Annotated in this window: 17 protein-coding genes; 15 read left to right on the top strand and 2 right to left on the bottom strand. The window is 70.7% G+C overall.

What is annotated here, in order from left to right:
• Window positions 1-281 precede the first annotated feature (281 nt).
• The 7 genes from ACZ63D_RS42270 to ACZ63D_RS42240 all read left to right on the top strand — a co-directional run bounded on the left by ACZ63D_RS42270 (window position 282) and on the right by ACZ63D_RS42240 (window position 7,436).
• On the top strand, window positions 282-1,337 hold the full coding sequence (locus tag ACZ63D_RS42270) for a UDP-N-acetylmuramate dehydrogenase (RefSeq protein ID WP_465359952.1): 1,056 nt from the start codon (window positions 282-284) through the stop codon (window positions 1,335-1,337).
• 174 nt (window positions 1,338-1,511) lie between these two features.
• Window positions 1,512-2,699, top strand: coding sequence for a L,D-transpeptidase (locus tag ACZ63D_RS42265; RefSeq protein WP_465359951.1), 1,188 nt, complete (start codon window positions 1,512-1,514; stop codon window positions 2,697-2,699).
• 28 nt (window positions 2,700-2,727) lie between these two features.
• Window positions 2,728-3,552: an alpha/beta fold hydrolase gene (locus ACZ63D_RS42260; RefSeq protein WP_465359950.1), complete on the top strand. Its 825-nt coding sequence runs from the start codon at window positions 2,728-2,730 to the stop codon at window positions 3,550-3,552.
• A 13-nt stretch (window positions 3,553-3,565) separates the two neighbouring features.
• The gene (gene mshA, locus ACZ63D_RS42255) at window positions 3,566-4,864 is read left to right on the top strand and encodes a D-inositol-3-phosphate glycosyltransferase (RefSeq protein ID WP_465359949.1); all 1,299 of its coding nucleotides are present in this window, start codon (window positions 3,566-3,568) and stop codon (window positions 4,862-4,864) included.
• The gene (locus tag ACZ63D_RS42250) at window positions 4,861-5,373 is read left to right on the top strand and encodes a type III secretion system chaperone family protein (protein WP_009071931.1); all 513 of its coding nucleotides are present in this window, start codon (window positions 4,861-4,863) and stop codon (window positions 5,371-5,373) included. The genes mshA and ACZ63D_RS42250 overlap by 4 nt, the downstream gene beginning before the upstream one ends.
• Before the next feature lie 87 nt (window positions 5,374-5,460).
• Entirely contained in the window at window positions 5,461-6,264 is an 804-nt protein-coding gene (locus tag ACZ63D_RS42245; RefSeq protein ID WP_465359948.1) for a DUF4349 domain-containing protein, read from the top strand.
• A gap of 422 nt (window positions 6,265-6,686) precedes the next feature.
• Window positions 6,687-7,436, top strand: coding sequence for a phosphoglyceromutase (locus ACZ63D_RS42240; protein WP_043836221.1), 750 nt, complete (start codon window positions 6,687-6,689; stop codon window positions 7,434-7,436).
• 43 nt (window positions 7,437-7,479) lie between these two features.
• Here the strand turns inward: ACZ63D_RS42240 and ACZ63D_RS42235 are convergent, their stop codons facing one another.
• Together ACZ63D_RS42235 and ACZ63D_RS42230 are read right to left on the bottom strand one after the other, a co-directional pair.
• On the bottom strand, window positions 7,480-8,397 hold the full coding sequence (locus ACZ63D_RS42235) for a hypothetical protein (protein WP_465359947.1): 918 nt from the start codon (window positions 8,395-8,397) through the stop codon (window positions 7,480-7,482).
• Window positions 8,394-9,020: a DNA-binding response regulator gene (locus tag ACZ63D_RS42230; RefSeq protein WP_465359946.1), complete on the bottom strand. Its 627-nt coding sequence runs from the start codon at window positions 9,018-9,020 to the stop codon at window positions 8,394-8,396. Before ACZ63D_RS42230 ends, ACZ63D_RS42235 begins: the two co-directional genes overlap by 4 nt.
• Before the next feature lie 75 nt (window positions 9,021-9,095).
• Between ACZ63D_RS42230 and ACZ63D_RS42225 the strand changes: the two genes are divergently transcribed.
• From ACZ63D_RS42225 to proC, 8 genes are all read left to right on the top strand, one after another.
• A complete protein-coding gene (locus tag ACZ63D_RS42225; protein ID WP_465359945.1) occupies window positions 9,096-9,968 on the top strand; it encodes an oxidoreductase in 873 nt (290 codons plus the stop codon).
• Window positions 9,969-10,111: 143 nt separating this feature from the next.
• Window positions 10,112-11,350, top strand: coding sequence for a sensor histidine kinase (locus ACZ63D_RS42220; RefSeq protein WP_465359944.1), 1,239 nt, complete (start codon window positions 10,112-10,114; stop codon window positions 11,348-11,350).
• Window positions 11,347-12,036 (top strand): response regulator, encoded by a 690-nt coding sequence (locus ACZ63D_RS42215; RefSeq protein ID WP_465359943.1) that lies wholly within the window; start codon window positions 11,347-11,349, stop codon window positions 12,034-12,036. The genes ACZ63D_RS42220 and ACZ63D_RS42215 overlap by 4 nt, the downstream gene beginning before the upstream one ends.
• A gap of 209 nt (window positions 12,037-12,245) precedes the next feature.
• Window positions 12,246-13,229: a Ppx/GppA family phosphatase gene (locus ACZ63D_RS42210; protein ID WP_465359942.1), complete on the top strand. Its 984-nt coding sequence runs from the start codon at window positions 12,246-12,248 to the stop codon at window positions 13,227-13,229.
• A 148-nt stretch (window positions 13,230-13,377) separates the two neighbouring features.
• A complete protein-coding gene (locus tag ACZ63D_RS42205) occupies window positions 13,378-15,084 on the top strand; it encodes a hypothetical protein (protein ID WP_465359941.1) in 1,707 nt (568 codons plus the stop codon).
• A gap of 34 nt (window positions 15,085-15,118) precedes the next feature.
• Window positions 15,119-15,922 carry a sugar phosphate isomerase/epimerase family protein gene (locus ACZ63D_RS42200; RefSeq protein WP_465359940.1) on the top strand — a complete coding sequence of 268 codons (804 nt, stop codon included), beginning with the start codon at window positions 15,119-15,121 and terminating at the stop codon, window positions 15,920-15,922.
• A 234-nt stretch (window positions 15,923-16,156) separates the two neighbouring features.
• Complete coding sequence (locus ACZ63D_RS42195) at window positions 16,157-16,987, top strand: thioesterase family protein (RefSeq protein WP_465359939.1); 831 nt, start codon at window positions 16,157-16,159, stop codon at window positions 16,985-16,987.
• Window positions 16,988-17,011: 24 nt separating this feature from the next.
• Complete coding sequence (proC, locus tag ACZ63D_RS42190) at window positions 17,012-17,824, top strand: pyrroline-5-carboxylate reductase (protein ID WP_465359938.1); 813 nt, start codon at window positions 17,012-17,014, stop codon at window positions 17,822-17,824.
• The last annotated feature ends 76 nt before the right edge of the window (window positions 17,825-17,900 follow it).

Here is a 17,900-nt window from a genome sequence, read left to right as displayed (position 1 = left end):
TTGTCAAGGCGGGAAAGATGCCTTGACAAGCACCCCCGAACCGCAGAGAAGGCTTCGTATCGGGGTGTGGGGGAGGGGCTGGGTGCCTCGATGAGTTGAGTGCGTTGGCTGCGGTTGGGGCTGGGTGCCTGGGCGGGTTTAGGTGCGTCGGCTGCGGTCGGGTGGAGGGTGGGCGGTGGGTGGTCGTGAGGGGAGCCCTGAGGGAATCAGAGTTTGTGAAGGTGGCCATCACGGGCGGTCTGCGGAGGGGGGAGCGCGGGGGCGCAGTACCGTCAGGCTTCGTGGACATCGCTGAAACGCCTGGTCTGGTTCGTCTCGCTGACTTCACCACCCTTCGGTTGGGTGGGGCGGTGCGGCGGTTCGTTACTGCGGTCACTGCTGCTGAGCTCGTCGCTGCGGTGCGGGAGGCGGACGAGGCTGGCGAGCCTGTGTTGTTGCTTGGTGGCGGGTCGAACCTCGTGGTTGGCGATGAAGGGTTCGACGGCACTCTGGTGCGGATCGCGAACACCGGCTGGAGCCGCGATGGCGACATCGTCGAGGTGGCTGCTGGGCAGGAGTGGGACGCGTTCGTTGCTGCGCTGGTGGACAGCGGTCTTGGCGGGTTGGAGTGTCTCTCCGGCATTCCGGGTTCGGTTGGGGCGACGCCGATCCAGAACGTCGGGGCGTATGGCGGCGAGGTGGCGGAGTCGATCGTCTCCGTTGAGTTGTATGACCGGGCCGCCAAGGAGGTGCGGACGGTTAAGGCGGAAGAGCTTGGCTTCGCTTACCGGACCAGCGTCCTCAAGGGGACGGATCGCGGTGTCGTGCTCAGTGTGCGGTTCCGGGTGGATCCGAGCGGGCAGTCAGCGCCTATTCGGTACGCCGAGCTGGCGCGCACGCTGGGTGTGGAAATCGATGCGAAAGTTCCCGCCGCGCGGGCGCGGGAAGCGGTGTTGGGGTTGCGGCGCGGTAAGGGCATGGTCCTCGATCCGGCGGACCACGACACGTGGAGTGCGGGTTCGTTCTTCACCAATCCGATCGTTCCCGAGGGGGAAGCGGCTGAGGTGCTGGCGAGGATCGCGGAGTCGACTGAGGGGAAGATTCCGCAGTATCCGGCCAGCGGCGGTGTGAAGCTGTCCGCGGCGTGGCTCATTGAGCGGGCTGGGTTCGGCAAGGGGTATTTGGGACCAGGTGGGCGGGTTTCCTTGTCCACCAAGCACACTCTTGCGCTTACCAACCGTGGTGACGCCAGTACGGCGGATCTGCTCGCGTTGGCTCGCGAGGTGCGCGACGGGGTCGAAAGCCGGTTCGGGGTGCGGTTGTGGCCGGAACCTCTCTTGATCAACTGTTCGCTCTGATCGCCGCGGGGGTAACCCGGGTGAGCCAACCGACAAAAACAGCCGCAACCGGACACTGGGTGAAACGTCTCCCGGATGGAGAGGATTTTCCGGTTCGGAGGGTAACGTCGAATCGCTCACCGGCGCTGATGTGCGTGGGAGATGCCGGTGCGGGGGACAAGTGGAGGTAAGACCGTGATCGAGCGCCGTACGGTGTTCAAGGTCGTCGCCGCGGCGAGTGCGGCGGCGCTGGCCGCTGCGTGCTCGGGCGGCAGCAACGACGGCACCGCGTCGCCGCAGGGCGGGAGCGGCGACAACGGCGGCAAGCCGGCCGCCCCGGTGGCGAAGCTCACCGCGACCCCGGCCGCCGGGGCCAAGGACGCGAGTGTGCGCGAGCCGGTGGTGGTGAAGGTCACCGAAGGCAAGCTTACCGAGGTCAAGCTGACCAACGAGGGCGGCGACGAGATCAAGGGCGAACTCGCCCCGGACGGCCTGTCCTGGACCAGTTCCGAACCGCTCGGCTACGGCAAGACCTACAACTACTCGGCCAAGGCGACCGGCACCGACCAGCGGCCCGCTGAGCTGAAGGGGTCGTTCACGACCGTCAGCCCGGCCAAGACGGTGCGCGCCACGCTGAACCCGGGTGACGACGCCGAGGTCGGGGTCGCGATGCCGATCAGCGTGAAGTTCAACGGGGGCGCGCCGAAGGACCGGGCCGCGGTCGAGAAGGCGCTCAAGGTCAAGACCAGCAAGAACGTCGAGGGCTCGTGGGCCTGGCTGTCGCCGAACCAGGTGGACTGGCGGCCCAAGGAGTACTGGCCCGCCAACACGACCGTCGAGGTCGAGGCCAACCTGTACGGCGTGGACCTCGGCGGGGGCGTCTACGTGAAATCGGACGTCAGCACCAAGTTCAAGATCGGCCGCAACCAGGTGGTCAAGATCCACACCCCGGACCATGTGATGAAGGTCTACCGCGGCGGTGCGGAGAGCGCGAGCTACCCGTGCTCCAACGGGCTCGACTCGGTCGTCGACCGCAACACCCCGAACGGCACCTTCATCATCATGTCGAAGGAGCCGCACGCGGTCTTCGACAACGCCCGCTACGGCTACACCAACGTCAACAAGAAGTGGGCCTGCCGGTTCTCCAACCACGGCGAGTTCATCCACGAGAACCAGGACAACGCGGCCGCGATCGGCAAGACGAACAACTCGCACGGCTGCGTCAACCTGCTCGAGGCGGACGCCAAGGCCTACTTCGATTCGGCGATGATCGGCGACCCGGTCGAGGTCACCGGCTCGCGGCTGGGCAGCCCGACCAACTCCGACGTCAAGGACTGGTTCTTCGACTGGTCGACCTGGAAGTCGATGTCGGCCGCGAAGTGATCCGCCGGCCGTCTGCTAACAAGTAGCGGTGAACACTGAGGTGACCGGGGCCGGCGGCGTGCGGATCGCACTGCGCGTCGAGGGCCCGGACAACGCGCGTCCGATCGTTTTCGTGCACGGCTGGGCCCAGTCCGCCGCGGCCTGGTCCGCTCAGTTGGCCGACCCGGCGCTGAACGAGCGGTTCCGGCTCGTTGCCATGGACCTGCGCGGGCACGGCGGCTCCGGCGTCCCGGCGTCCGGGTACGACGATCCGGCGCAGTGGGCGGGCGACCTCGCCGCGGTGCTCGACTTCGCCGGTCCGGACGCGATCGTCGTCGGCTGGTCCTACGGCGGGCTGGTGATCACCGACTACCTGCGCGAGCACGGCACCGCACGGCTCGGCGGCATTGTGCTGGTGGGCGCGATCACCGAGATCGGCCGCAACCGCGAGGGCGGCGCCACCGGGCCAATCATGCGGGCGGCCCTGCCCGCGGCGCTCTCGGAGGACGCTGAGGTGGCGATCCCCGCGCTGGTCGAGTTCACCCGCGCACAGGCCAGCCCGAAGGTGCCTGGCGCGTACGCGCAGGCGATGCTCGGCAGTTCGCTTTCGGTGCCGCCCGCGGTGCGCGGCGCGCTGTTCCGGCGGGACATCGGCAGTGCTGACGTGCTCGCCGCGGTCGACAAACCGGCCCTCGTGGTGCACGGTTCGGCCGACGGTGTGGTGGATCCTTCGGCGGCAGAGTATTCGGCCGGGAAGATTCCGGGGGCGGTCCTGCGTTGGGTCGTTGAGGCCGGGCATCTGCCGTTCGTCGAGGAGCCGGAGGACTTCAACTCCGTGCTGCGGCGGTTCGCCGGGGACGCAGCAGCCGAGTAGCAGGAGTGACTAGGTGACCCTCAAGGGATTCATCGCTGAGCCGCGCCGGATCGCGGTCTTGTCCGTGCACACTTCCCCGCTCGAGCAGCCGGGCACCGGCGACGCCGGGGGGATGAACGTGTACGTCAGCCAGACCGCGCAGGAGATGGCGCGGCGCGGCATCGAGGTGGAGGTGTTCACCCGGGCGACGTCGTCGGAGCAGCCGCCGCTGGCGGAGCTGGCTCCCGGCGTGACCGTGCGGCACGTGCCGGCCGGGCCGTTCGAGCCGCTGGCGCGCGACGAGCTGCCCGCGCAGCTGTGCGCGTTCACCTCGGGCGTGCTGCGCGCGGAGGCGTTTCACGAGCCGGGCTACTACGACCTGATCCACTCGCACTACTGGCTGTCCGGCCAGGTCGGCTGGCTCGCCCGGGACCGCTGGGGCGTGCCGTTGGTGCACACCGCGCACACGCTGGCCAAGGTCAAGAACGCGTTGCTCGCCGAGGGGGACAAGCCCGAGCCGCGGACGCGGGTGATGGGCGAGGAGCAGGTGGTCGCCGAGGCGGACTGTCTCGTCGCGAACACCCAGGTCGAGGCTCGGCAGCTGGTCGATCTCTACGGGGCCGCCACCGACGCGGTGCACGCCGTGCCGCCGGGCGTCGATCTCGAACGGTTCACGCCGGGCTCGCAGCTGGACGCGCGGCGCGAGCTGAACCTGTCTCCGGACGCTGTCGTGCTTGCTTTCGCCGGACGGATCCAGCCGCTCAAGGCGCCGGACGTCCTGGTGCACGCGGCCGCGGAAATGCTGCGGCGGCGGCCGGAACTGGCTTCGCGGCTGGTGGTGCTGGTGGTCGGCGGACCGTCCGGGACCGGGCTGGAGCAGCCGCAGGCGTTGCGGGAACTGGCGGTGTCGCTGGGCATCGCCGAGCAGGTGCGGTTCCTGCCGCCGCAGAGCGGGCTGAAACTGCGCACGGTGTTCCGCGCGGCCGATGTCGTCGCGGTGCCGAGCTACAACGAATCCTTCGGTCTGGTCGCGCTCGAAGCGCAGGCCTGCGGTACGCCGGTGGTGGCGGCCGAGGTCGGCGGGCTGCCGGTCGCGGTGCCGCACGGGGTTTCCGGGCTGCTGGTTCCCTCGCACGGCGCGGCGGAATGGGCCGACGCGCTCGCCGCGGTCGCGCTGCGGCCGGACCGCCGGGCCGAACTGGCGTCCAACGCGGTGCGGCACGCGCAGCGGTTTTCCTGGCGGCGCACCACGGATTCCTTGCTCGACATCTATGCTCAAGCGACCAGAGCGTTCCGGCAGGCGCTGGAACTGCGGGCGGAGGTGGCAGTGTGAGCCTGGACGCGACTATCAAGTCCACTTTGGACTCAAGTGGGCTCAAATACGACCGTCGCGGCGAAGGCCGTTATTTCGTGACGTTGCCGGGAACCAAGAAGCTGCAGACCAACTGCTGGCTCGTGGACGGCGACCACGCGTTCTCGGTGGAGGCGTTCGTCTGCCGCCGCCCGGACGAGCGGCACGAGGACGTGTACCGGTTCCTGTTGCAGCGCAACGCCCGGCTCTACGGCGTGCACTACACAGTGGACAGTCTGGGCGACATCTACCTGGTCGGCCGGTTCGGCAAGGAGACGGTGACCGAGTCCGAACTGGACAAGATCCTTGGCCAGGTGCTCGAGGCCGCCGACGGCGATTTCAACATTCTGCTGGAAATCGGGTTCGCCACGTCGATCAAGCGGGAATGGGACTGGCGCGTCTCGCGCGGCGAATCGCTGGCGAACCTCCAGGCGTTCAAACACCTCGCGGAACCCGCGGGCGGCCACGAGCCGGGGTTGACCGAGTCGTAACCGATTCCGTGCAACGGGTCCGCCCCGTCGTCTCGTCTCACCGCCATCGGCTGGAGGGAGACGGGAATGCGGACTCGGTGGAGATGCGTGCTCGCAGGTGCCGCGCTGATTCTGCTGGCCGGATGCAGCGGCACCAGCGCGGACTCGGCGAGGTCGGCGGTCGCGCCCGCACAGCAAGAGGGGGCGGCACCGAGGCAGGGCAACGCGCAGGCGTCCGTTCCCGAGCCGGGTGCGACTGATCGCAAGCTGGCGCGCAGCGCGCGGCTGGAACTGACCACCCCGAAGACCGAGGACGTCGTGTCGCGCGCCAAGGCGATCGCGACCGGTGCGGGCGGCTATCCCGGACAAGAGAGCGCGACGGACGATTCCGCGTCGCTGACCTTGTCGGTGCCCGCGGACAAGCTGGACGGCGTGCTCGCCCAGCTCGGCGAGCTCGGCCAGGTGAAGCGGCGGGAAATCAGCGCACAGGACGTCACCGCGCAGGTGGTCGACGTGGACGCGCGGCTGGCGACCCAGCGGGCGAGCGTCGACCGGATCCGCGCGCTGCTGGCGAAGGCGCAGTCGGTGTCCGAGATCGCGTCCGTCGAAAGCGAGCTGACCAGCAGGCAGGCCACGCTGGAGTCGCTGGAGCGGCAGCAGGCGTCGCTGGCCGGTCGGGTCGCGATGGCGACCGTGTCACTGTCGGTGACGCGGCAGGAGGTCGCGGCGGCGGAGTCCGGCGGGTTCCTCGCCGGGCTGGCCGGGGGCTGGGACGCGTTCGTCGCCTTCTGCAGCGGGCTCGTGCGGGTGCTCGGCGTGCTGCTGCCGTTCCTGATCGCGTTCGGAATTCCGGCGGGTGCGGTGTTCTGGTGGCTGCGGCGGCGGCACAAAACGGCCAGGCCCGCGGAGTGAGGGGGCTGGCGGAACGGCTCGAGGGAGGGGGGAGTCGCGATCTCGAGCCGTCCCGCTGCAGGTCCCGCCTTGCTGGACCCGGTGACGAGGGGGATGCCAACGGGGCCGGCGGGCCGCGGCTCGGCAGGGGGGAGACGAGCCGCGGTCACTGCCCGTGATCAGCCGGGAGTGCGTGGAATCCGGCTGAGCGGGACATGCCCAACCTGTCAGATGTCGACCAGTAATCACAAGACTACTGGTTACCCCATTCGAGTGAAATTTACTGACGGGGATAACGGTGCGCAGTGCCTTGCACTCTTTGGCCTGCTTGTCGGCAACCCGCCTGCGCGTCGGGTGAAGGTGTTACTCCCGGGTAACGCACTCTGGGTAGACGGGTGGACTCGCTACTGGCGGCGCTGGCGCGCTCTGGCAGGCTGGTGGCCATGGCCGAACTTGGGACCCTGGTGCTGCTGCGGCACGGGCAGAGCACGTGGAACGCGGAAAACCTGTTCACCGGCTGGGTGGACGTGCCCCTTTCGGAGACCGGCGAGCGCGAAGCCCGGCAGGGCGGGCAGCTGCTCGCCGAGGCGGGGCTGCTGCCGGACGTGGTGCACACGTCGCTGCTGCGCCGGGCGATCAGCACGGCGAACATCGCCCTCGACGCCGCCGACCGGCACTGGATCCCGGTCAAGCGCGACTGGCGGCTCAACGAGCGGCACTACGGCGCGCTGCAGGGCAAGAACAAGAAGCAGACGCTGGACGAGTTCGGCGAGGAGCAGTTCATGCTCTGGCGCCGCTCGTACGACACCCCGCCGCCGGCCATCGACCCGAAGGATGAGTTCAGCCAGTCCGGCGACGCGCGGTACGCCGACCTCGGCGACCAGGCCCCGCTGACGGAATGCCTCAAGGACGTCGTGGCCCGCCTGCTGCCGTACTGGGAGTCGGCGATCGTCCCCGACCTGCGGGCCGGCCGCACCGTGCTGGTCGCCGCGCACGGCAACTCGCTGCGCGCGCTGGTCAAGCACCTCGACGGGATCTCCGACGACGCCATCGCCGCGCTGAACATCCCGACCGGGATCCCGCTGCGCTACGACCTGACCGCCGACCTCAAGCCGGTCAAGGCGGGCGGCGAGTACCTGGACCCGGAGGCGGCGAAGGAAGCCGCCGCCGCGGTGGCGAACCAGGGCCGCTGATCCGCTCGTGAGTGGCAATACCGGTCCTAACCGGCGTTGCCACTCACGAGCCGGAAGCGGTGATCGCCTTCATCCCGGAGACCTTCCATCCGGTGCCCTGCCGGACCAGGTCGAGGTGCACCGGCAGCCGGTTTTCGCCCGCGTTCTGGCCGCCGCTCGTCGTCAGCAGCGCGGCCAGCAGCGCCGACGCGTGGGTGCCGTCCGGGCTGATCGTGGTCAGCGCGGCCGTCGAATCCGGGCCGTACGCCGACTTCTTCCCGGTTTTCCGGATGCTGTCCACGGTTTCCTGGCGGCTCGTTTTGAACTGCGACAGCAGCGGTTCCGCGGCCACGTTCTCCCAGGCCGCGTAGTTCCCGTCGATGTTCTGCGGGTCGACGGTCAGCAGAATCCCGCCGTCCCGGCGAGCCGCGTCGACGGCGGAATCCCTAGTCGCGGCAAGGCCTTTCGCCGGAGCGGAGGCTGATGTCAGCGGGCCGCGCGGGTCGAAGTTCAAGTCCTGCAACTGCCAGTGCCCGTTCGCCCGCACCGCGGTGACCAGCATCAGCGCGCCCGCCTGGTTCGTCGCTCCGTCGGGGCGTTTGCTGTGCTGCGTGGCCGCGATCAACATCCGGGCGTGGTCCGAGGTCAGCTCGGCCAGTCCGGTTTCCATCACCTGCGTCCGCGTGGTCACCGGCTCGGTGCGGACCTCGGCGAACGTCTTGTCGAACTGCGCGCGGGCCGCGCCGGTCAGGTACTCCTGCTCGGTTTTCGCGACCTCGTCCGGTTTCGTGGAGTCGTAGGTGAACGCGGCTTCCACGGCCTTTTTGACGCCGGACATCGCGTCGCTGGTCGCGTTGGCGTCCACATAGGCCACATTCGCCGGAGCGGGCGCGGGCGAGGGAGCAGGCGGCGCGGGCTGCCCGGAGACAGCTCCGCTGCAACCGGCGGTGAGCAAGGCCGCGGCGAGGACAGCGCGCCTCACAGCAGACCCGCCTCCCGCGCGAGAGCACCCGCTTGGAACCGCGACGTCGCACCCAGTACATCCATCAATTCGGCCACCCGCCGACGGTACGTCCGCAGCCCGACGCCCATCGCCCGGGCCGCCTTTTCGTCCGTGGAACCGGAAGACAGCAGGTCCAGCAGTTGCGGCGTGTACTGCCGCAATTCGGCGAACCGCGTTTCGTACGCCTCCATCGCGGTCGAGGAGCGCCAGGCGGCCTCGAACAGCGACGAAATGCCGCGCACCAGGTTCGGTGTGGTCACGACGCTGTAGCCGGGACCGGCGGCGAGGATCGCGATGCGGCCGTCGAGCAGGATCGTTTCGTTGATCTCGTGGTCGCTGATCCGGACTTCCGCGCCGAGCCGCTGCAACGTCTGCAGGTGCTCGGCGCCGGCGGGATCGAGCAGCACGCGCGAGAGGTAGACCTTGCGGACCCGCAGCTTCCGTCGTTCCGGCAGCTCCCGGGCGAATTTCTGCATCGCCGACCAGGTGTGCAGGTCGTTGGCGGCGCAGGCGAACTCGTCCGCGCCGGCGAGCAGGTGTCCGGCGCGCTCGACCAGTTCTCGTTCGTCGCGCACATTCGCGACTTCCTCGGTTCGGGGCACGTCCTCCACTGTTCCCCGGTTGGCAGCTTGCTGCCAAACCCACTGCCGGAACCGGCCGGAAAGCACAGTGAAGACATGACCGAAACGACCCTTCCCGCCGCTGCCGCGGGCACCTGGCAGCTCGGCTCCCGCACCGTCAATCGGCTCGGCTTCGGCTCGATGCGGCTCGGCGGATCGCTCGACCCGACCGCCCCGATCGACGCCGACCGCGCGATTTCCGTGCTGCGCCGGGCCGTCGAGCTGGGCGTGAACCACATCGACACCGCGGCGTTCTACTTCGGAGCCACCTGGTCGGCCAACGCGTTGATCAAGGCCGCGCTCGCGCCGTACCGCGACGACCTGGTGCTGACCACGAAGGTCGGCCCTTCGCGCGACGAATCCGGCCAGTTCCGCCCGTTCGCCCGGCCCGATGAACTCCGCGGCCAGGTCGAGCAGAACCTGCGCGAACTCGGCCGCGACCAGATCGACGTCGTCAACCTGCGGATCGGTACCGGCCTCGAGCGCGGCACCGGCTCGCTCGCCGAACACTTCGGCGCGCTGGCCGAACTGCGTACCGAGGGGCTCATCGGCGAGCTGGGGATTTCCAACGTCGGCGTCGAGCATCTCGCCGAGGCGCAGGCGATCGCGCCGGTGGTGTGCGTGCAGAACCAGTACGGCTTGTCCGCGCGTCGGGAGGATGACGAACTGCTGCGGTTGTGCGGTGAGCAGGGCGTGGCGTTCGTGCCATTCTTCGCGGTCGCAAGTGGACAGTCCGACGAACGGGTGGCCGAGGTCGCGCGCCGGCATGGTGTGACGGACGCTCAGGTCCGGCTGGCATGGACGCTCGCGCAGGGTCCGCACGTCCTGGCGATCCCCGGAACGAGTGACCCCGCGCACCTGGAGCAGAACGTCGCCGCGGCGGCGCTCAAGCTGACCGACGAGGACCTCGCGACCCTCGACGCGCGCTAAGCGGGTCGGTTTGGCCGAAACATCTCGATCGGGTGAACGGGGCCTGACCCCGAGGCGAATATGTACCCCTCAGGTGTCACTCGCCTCACGACAGGGCTTCCAGGACTAGGCCGGAAGGCTACCGGGATGCTTACGATTCCCCCGTGACCACGCCTGTTGTCCTGCTGACGGCCATCGGCGCTCTTGTCGTCGGCGCGGTCGCCGGGTTCCTGGCCGCCAGGGCGCGCGCCCGGCGCGAGGCGGCCCGGCCCACCGGCCCGACCGTCGCGGAGCTGCTCGAACGGTTGATCCGCTCTTCCAACAACGGCGTCATCGTGCTCAACCGGTTCGGCGACCTCGTGCTGCACAACCCGCGGGCGTACGAGCTCGGCCTGGTCCGGGTCAACCAGGCCGATCCGCGGGCGCGCAAGGCCGCCGAGCAGGTGGTCGAGACCGACGAGCCGATGGAGGTCGACCTCTCGCCGCTGGAGAACCGCGGCCGCCGCCAGCCCGAGGCGGTGCTCGGCGAAGTCCGGCCGCTCGGCGACGGATTCACCGTCGTCGAGGCCGTCGACCACTCCGAGGCGATCCGGCTGGAAGCGGTCCGCCGGGACTTCGTCGCCAACGTCAGCCACGAGCTGAAAACCCCGGTCGGCGCGATCGCGCTGCTCACCGAGGCCGTGCTGGACGCCGCCGAGGACGTCGAGGAGGTCCGCCGCTTCGGCGGCAAGATCCTGCGCGAGTCCACCCGGCTCGGCCAGCTCGTCACCGAGCTGATCGCGCTGTCGCGCCTCCAGGGAGCCGAACGGCTGCCCGACCTCAACGTGGTCGAGGTCGACGCCGTCGTGCGCGAGGCGCTCGGGCGCACCACGCTGTCCGCGGAATCCGCCGACATCACCATCACCACCGACGCGCCGAGCGGCCTGCTCATCGAGGGCGACCGGACGCTGCTGGTCACCGCGTTGTCGAACCTGCTGGAGAACGCCGTCGCGTACTCGTCGGCGGGCAGCCCGGTGTCGATCTCGCGGCGGCTCGCCGACGGCATGGTCGAGATCGCGGTGACCGACCGCGGCATCGGCATCGCCGAGGACGAGCAGCAGCGGGTGTTCGAGCGCTTCTACCGCGCGGACAAGGCGCGTTCGCGCGCTACCGGCGGCACCGGGCTCGGACTGGCGATCGTGAAACACGTCGCGGCCAACCACGGCGGTTCGGTCGGCCTGTGGAGCCGTCCCGGCACCGGGTCGACGTTCACCCTGCGCATCCCCGCGCACGTGCGCACCGAACCCGCCGACACCGCACGCAAGGCCGCGCCCGCGCGGCCGGACAAGACCCCCGAGCGGACACCCCGGCTCGTGGCAACCGGGCAGGAGCTCTCCAGCCCAGACCATGGAGGAAACCTGTGACGAGGGTTCTCATAGTCGAGGACGAAGAGTCCTTCGCCGACCCGCTCGCCTTCTTGCTGCGCAAGGAGGGTTTCACCGCGGCGGTCGCGGTGACCGGCCAGCAGGCGCTCGAAGAGTTCGACCGCAACGGCGCCGACATCGTGCTGCTCGACCTGATGCTGCCCGGGATGAGCGGCACCGACGTCTGCAAGCAGCTGCGGCAGCGCTCCGCGGTGCCGGTGATCATGGTGACCGCGCGCGACAGCGAGATCGACAAGGTCGTCGGGCTGGAGCTCGGCGCGGACGACTACGTGACCAAGCCGTACTCCGCGCGCGAGCTGATCGCGCGGGTGCGCGCGGTGCTGCGCCGCGGCGGAGAGCCGGGCTCCGACGGTGAACTCGCGCCGCTCGTGCTGTCGGCCGGACCGGTGCGGATGGACGTCGAACGGCACGTGGTGACCGTGGACGGCGTCGAGGTTTCGTTGCCGCTCAAGGAGTTCGACCTGCTGGAATACCTGCTGCGCAACGTCGGCCGGGTGCTCACCCGCGGTCAGCTGATCGACCGGGTGTGGGGCGCGGACTACGTCGGCGACACCAAGACCCTCGACGTCCACGTGAAGCGGCTCCGCTCGAAGATCGAGCCCGACCCGGGTTCGCCGCGGCACCTGGTGACCGTGCGCGGGCTCGGCTACAAGTTCGAGACCTGAGCGGTTTCCCGGCGCATCGAGGGGTCCGCCGGGAACCGGTCCGTGAAGGACCCCTGGCGGGAATCTGCGTCCCGCAAGGGGTCCTTCACGGCTTTTGTCCGGGTTTCAGCGCACACCGTGCCGGTCCGCGCACGCTGAGTTGATGTTGATCCGAGTGGAGTTGGTTACAGTTTCGAGACCTGGCACTGGGACCGGTACGCTGAATCCTCGTGCGCCTAGGGGTACTCGACGTCGGTTCCAATACCGTCCACTTGCTCGTGGTCGACGCCCACCGTGGCGCCCACCCGACCCCGATGCACTCCGAAAAGACGATGCTGCGGCTGGCCGAACAGCTCACCGGGTCCGGCGAACTGAGCCGCCCGGGCGAGGACGGCCTGGTCCGGGCGGTCGAATCGGCCAAGGCCGCGGCCGTGCGGCTCGGCTGCGAGGACGTCATGGCGTTCGCGACGTCCGCGGTGCGCGAGGCGAAGAACTCGGCGAAGGTGCTGGCCAGGGTGACCGCTGAAACCGGCGTCAACCTGCGCGTTCTGTCCGGAGAGGACGAAGCGCGGCTCACCTTTCTCGCGGTGCGCCGGTGGTATGGCTGGTCGGCCGGGAAACTGCTGGTGCTGGACATCGGCGGCGGGTCGTTCGAGGTCGCGATGGGCCGCGACGAGGAACCCGAACTCGCCGAATCGCTCCCGCTCGGCGCGGGCCGCACCACCCGCACCCGCTTCCGCAACGACCCGCCCACCCGTTCCGAGGTCGTCGCGACGTCGGCCTGGCTCGAGGACCAGCTCGCCGGGCTCGCGAAAAAGGTCGCCGCGCAGGGCCTGCCGGACCGGGTCGTGGCCACCTCCAAGACGTTCCGCTCGCTCGCCCGGCTGACCGGGGCGGCCCCCTCGGCGGCGGGCCCGCGCGTGCGCCGTACGCTCACCGATACTGCCCTTCGCCAGCTCATCGCCTTCATTTCGCGGATGACCGCCGCGGATCTGGCCCAGCTGGAAGGCGTCAGCGGGAGCCGGTCGCACCAGCTCGTCGCGGGCGCGCTGGTGGCGCAGGCCGCGATGCGGGCGCTCTCCCTCACCGAGTTGGAGATTTGCCCCTGGGCGCTGCGAGAGGGTGTCATCCTGCGGCGGTTGGACCACGCCAACGGGTCGGACGAAACGGGAATCGCGTTCTCCGGCGTTTCGGCGAGCGGGGAGGACCGGTGACAGCAGCGGACTGGACTTGGCCGACGAAGACCAGGCACGGTGAAGAGGTGACGGACATGCACTGCACGGTGTCGATCGCGCGCGGCTCCGGAGGCAGGTGTGCCCGAGTGACCACAACCAACCCCGAGCGCGCTTTGGACAGCACGGTATGACGGACCAGACCGGCGGCGACCAGCCCCAGAAGACCGTGGCCGAACTGCTCGCCCAGCACGGGCAGCAGGTCGACGGCGGACGGCGACGCAGGCGCAGGGCGGCCGATGACGAGGACGAGGCCGCCCCGCGGCGCTCGGGCCTCACCGACACCGGACCGCAGGCGATCATCGACCGGGTGGCCGCCGAGGGCGGCACCCCGCCGCCTCCTTCGCGCCCACCGGGCGGCGGCCGCCGCCGTCCGGACGCGGGCCCGCGTCCCGCTCCGCAGGAGTCGGGCCAGTACCCGCGTCCCGGGCAGCAGCCCTCGGGGCAGTACCCGGCGTCGCCGGAGTCCGGGCCGCCGCCGATGAACGGCCAGCCCTCCGGGCAGTACCCGGCTCCGAACGGCCAGCAGGACTCGGCTTACGTGCGTCCCCCGGCTCCGCCGCAGGAGTCCGGGCAGTACCCGCGACCGGCCAACGGCCAGCAGGATTCGGCCTACGTGCGCCCGCCCGCGCCGCCGCAGGAGTCGGGCCAGTTCGCCCGCCCCGCGCCGCCGGCTCCGCCCGCGCCCGGTCCGCAGAGCACTGGCTACCTGCGTCCGGCCGCGCCGCAGGAATCGGGTTACGTGCGTCCGCCCGCGCCGCCGCAGGAATCCGGGCAGATGCCGGTTCCGCCGCGCGCCCGCCCGCCGCGTCCGCAGGCCGCCGACGAGGAGACCCGCGGCGCGGTGCCGCCGGTCCGCCGCCGCCCGGCCCCGCAGGCTCCGCCGCCCCCGCCGGACGGCGGTCTGGCGGCCCGGCTCGACGGTCTCGACGGCGACGCCCCGGAACCGCCCGCGCCGCCGATGGCGAGCGGTGCGTTCCCGGCGCCCGGTGCTCCGGCCGTTCCGAACCGGCCGCGGCGTGCCCCGGCCCGCCGTCCGGCTCCGAAGCAGGAGCCGCACACCGAGCAGTTCGACGCGATCGACGGCCCGCCTCCTGAGGCCGTCGCCGAAGACGCCCCGCCCGCGGGTCTCGCCGGCTGGCGGCAGCGCCGGCAGGCAGAGCAGCTGGAGGACACCGAGGTCGGCATGATGCCGGCCGTGCCGCCCGCCGGTGCGGAGCCGGAACCGGCCGAGGATTACGTCGAGGACGACTACGTCGACGACGGTTACGAGGACGAATACCCGCCCGCCGCCGCGGAGTACGACGCGGGCCCGCCGACCCAGGGCTACCCGGCTCCGATGCCGTTCGCGCCGGGAGCCAAAGACCCGGTCGACGACGAGCTGGCCGAGTACGAGCGCGAGTTCGCCGAGCCCGCGGGCTACCCCGAGGGCCAGCCGGACTTCGAGGGCGACGACAGCTACGGGTACGAACACGCCGACGGCTACGTCGAAGGCGACGAGTACGACGACTACCCCGAGGAAGCCGTCGCCGAGGACGCTCCGGAGGCCGAAGCCGAGCCGGAACCCGCGGTGTCCGCGGGCAAGCAGTGGCTGACGCTGGCCGGACAGCTCGCGCTGGGCGTCGTCGGCGGGGCCGCCGTGTGGCTCGGCTTCAACTGGCTGTGGGTCAACCTCGCGCCCGCCGCTCTCGTGGGCGCTTTGCTGGTGATCGTGGCGCTGGTGTGGATCGTGCGGAAGATCCGCCGCGCCGAGGACCTGCAGACGACGCTGCTGGCGATTCTCGTCGGGCTGGTGGTGACGGTGTCGCCCGCGGCGCTGTTGCTGGTGGCCAAGTAACCCGCCGCCAAGGACGCTGGGGCAGGATGGGCGCGTGAGTGAGAGCGCGCCCGTCCCCGTGGGTCTGAGCACCGCCTCGGTGTGGCCGCTGCGCGCGGGCGCGGCGTTCGAACTGGCCGCGGATCTCGGTTACGACGGCGTCGAGGTCATGGTGTGGGCCGATCCGATCAGCCAGGACGTCGCGGCGATCCGGCGCTGGTCGCAGCGCACCGGGATGCCGGTGCTGTCGATCCATTCGCCCTCGCTGCTGATCACGCAGCGGATCTGGTCGCCGGACCCCGAGGTGCGGCTGCGCCGGTCCGTGGACGCCGCGCTGGAACTCGGCGCGCGCACGGTCGTGGTGCATCCGCCGTTTCGCTGGCAGCGCCGCTATGGCGACGCGTTCGGCGATCTCGTCGACGAGCTGGAGGACGCCAGCGGCGTCGACGTCGCGGTGGAGAACATGTTCAAGGTCCGCCCGCCCGGCGGCTCGCGGGACGCGCGGGTGTCGGCGTTCCGGCCCTCGATCGACCCGACGGACGTGGGATTCCGGCATTACACGCTGGACCTGTCCCATTCGGCGGCGGCGCGGATGGACGCGCTGGCGCTCGCGGACCGGATGGGGGCGGGGCTGAGCCACGTCCATCTCGCGGACGGGACGGGGATTCCGAAAGATGAGCATCTGATTCCGGGGCATGGCGGGCAGCCGTGTGCGGAATTGCTGGAAAAACTGGTCATTGACGGGTTTTCCGGGCAGGTGGTGCTGGAGGTCAACACGCGGCACGCGACGGGCGCGGCGGCGCGGGCCCGGGCGCTCGCGGAGGCGCTGCTGTTCGCCCGCCTGCATCTCGGGCAGTGATCCGAGGGCAGGGCGGGCCGCGTCCCTTTGGCGGATAGCACCGCTGTTCGCCCGCCCGCACCTTGTGCGGTGGCCCGCGGGTGATCTTGCTCGGCTGTCCGGGCGGTCCCTGCCCGGCTCGGCTCGCAAAGGCGGCTGGGCACCGTAAAGTGCGGGCGTGACCTCGCTGCCATCGCCGTTTCCAGATCTCGCCGGACCCGGTCCCACGCGCCGTATCGCCGTGGCCGGTCGTCCGTGAGCGCGGCCGACGACACCGCGACCGCCTTCGCCGCGGCCACCGCAGTCCGGTCGCTCGGGGACGGCACGTTCACCGCGACCCTGCGGACGGAATGGGCGATCGGGATCCATCCGCACGGCGGATTTCTGGTGGCGCTGCTGGCGAAAACCGCGGCCGCCGCGTTGCACGAACGCGGGGACGCGACGGTCGACCCGCTCGCGGTGAGCACCGAATTCCTGCACGCGCCCGCGCTCGGGCCGGTGTTGCTGCGCGCCGATGTGCGCAAGGTCGGCCGCCGGGTGTCGGTGGTCGCGGTGTCGCTCGAACAGCGCGGCCGGGCTTGCGTCGAGGCCAGGGTCACGGTCGGCCGGTTGCCGATGCGCCGTTCCGAATGGACCGACCTGCCGCAGATGCCCGCCGAGCCGCCGTCGAGCGCTCCGCAGCTCGGCAAGGACAACCCGGAAGGCCCGTTTCACCTGTCCGCCGCCTGCGACGTGCGGCTCGACCCGGCGACCGCGGGTTTCCTGTCCGGGCGCACCGGCGACCCGCCCCGGCTGCGGATGTGGGCCCGGCCGCGGGTGGGCCAGCCGGATGTGTACTTCGCGCTGCTGGCCGGAGACCTCAACCCGCCGGTGGTGGCGAACCTCGGCAGGCACGGCTGGGCCCCGACCGTCCAGCTGACCTCGCTGCTGCGCACCCGTCCGGCCCCGGGTTGGCTGCGGGTCCTCGTCGAGGCGCGGTCGGTGCACGAGCCGTGGTTCGACTCCGACGCCACTGTCGTGGACGCGCAGGGCCGGCTCGTCGCGCAGGTGCGGCAGCTCGCGCTCGCCCCGGCACCGGGCGGCTGAGCCGCGTTTGGCACGCTGAACGGCATGAGTGTGATCGCGGTGCTGGGTGCGGGAAAGATCGGCGAAGCCCTGCTGTCGGGCCTGCTCAACGGCGGCCACGAACCAGGCGACCTGCTCTTCACCGAGCGGTACGAAGAGCGGGCGCGGGAGCTGGAAACGCGGTACCCGGGCATGAAAGCGGCGACCGTCGCGGACGCGGCCCGGCGCGCGGACATCCTCGTGGTCGCAGTGAAGCCGCAGGACATCGAGCCGGTGCTGGACGAGCTGGCCCCGCTGCTCGGGACGTCGGCGCTGGTCGTCTCGCTGTGCGCGGGACTGCCGACCGCGCTGTACGAACGCCGGCTCGCCGAGGGTGTCCCGGTGGTGCGCGTGATGCCGAACACCCCGATGCTGGTCGGCGAGGCGATGAGTGCGATCTCACCCGGAAAGCACGCGACCCCGGCCCACCTCGCGACAGTGAAGGAGCTCCTGTCGCACGTCGGCCAGGTGGTCGAGGTGCCGGAGCGGCAGCAGGACGCGGTCACCGCGCTGTCCGGCTCCGGACCGGCGTACTTCTTCTACCTGGTCGAGGCCATGATCGACGCGGGCATCCTGCTCGGTCTCCCGCGTGCGCTGGCCGGGCAGCTGATCATCCAGTCGGCGGTCGGCGCGGCGAAGATGCTCGCCGAGGGCCAGGACCACCCGGTGCTGCTGCGCGAGGCGGTGACGTCCCCGGCCGGGACGACCATCAACGCGATCCGCGAACTCGAGAAGCACGGCGTGCGCGCGGCGCTGCTCGACGCGATCGAGGCCGCCCGCGACCGCTCGGAGGAGCTCGGCCGCGCCCACGAAAACTGACCGCCGGGGCCGCCGATCGCCCCGATGTCGTAGCGAGGCGATCGGCGGATCCGGGCAAAACGGGCCGAGCTGGGCC

This window comes from Amycolatopsis sp. NPDC104775 (assembly GCF_055583325.1).
The sequence above is the reverse complement of the archived record's forward strand: the minus strand, read 5'-3'. Positions and strand labels throughout refer to the sequence as shown.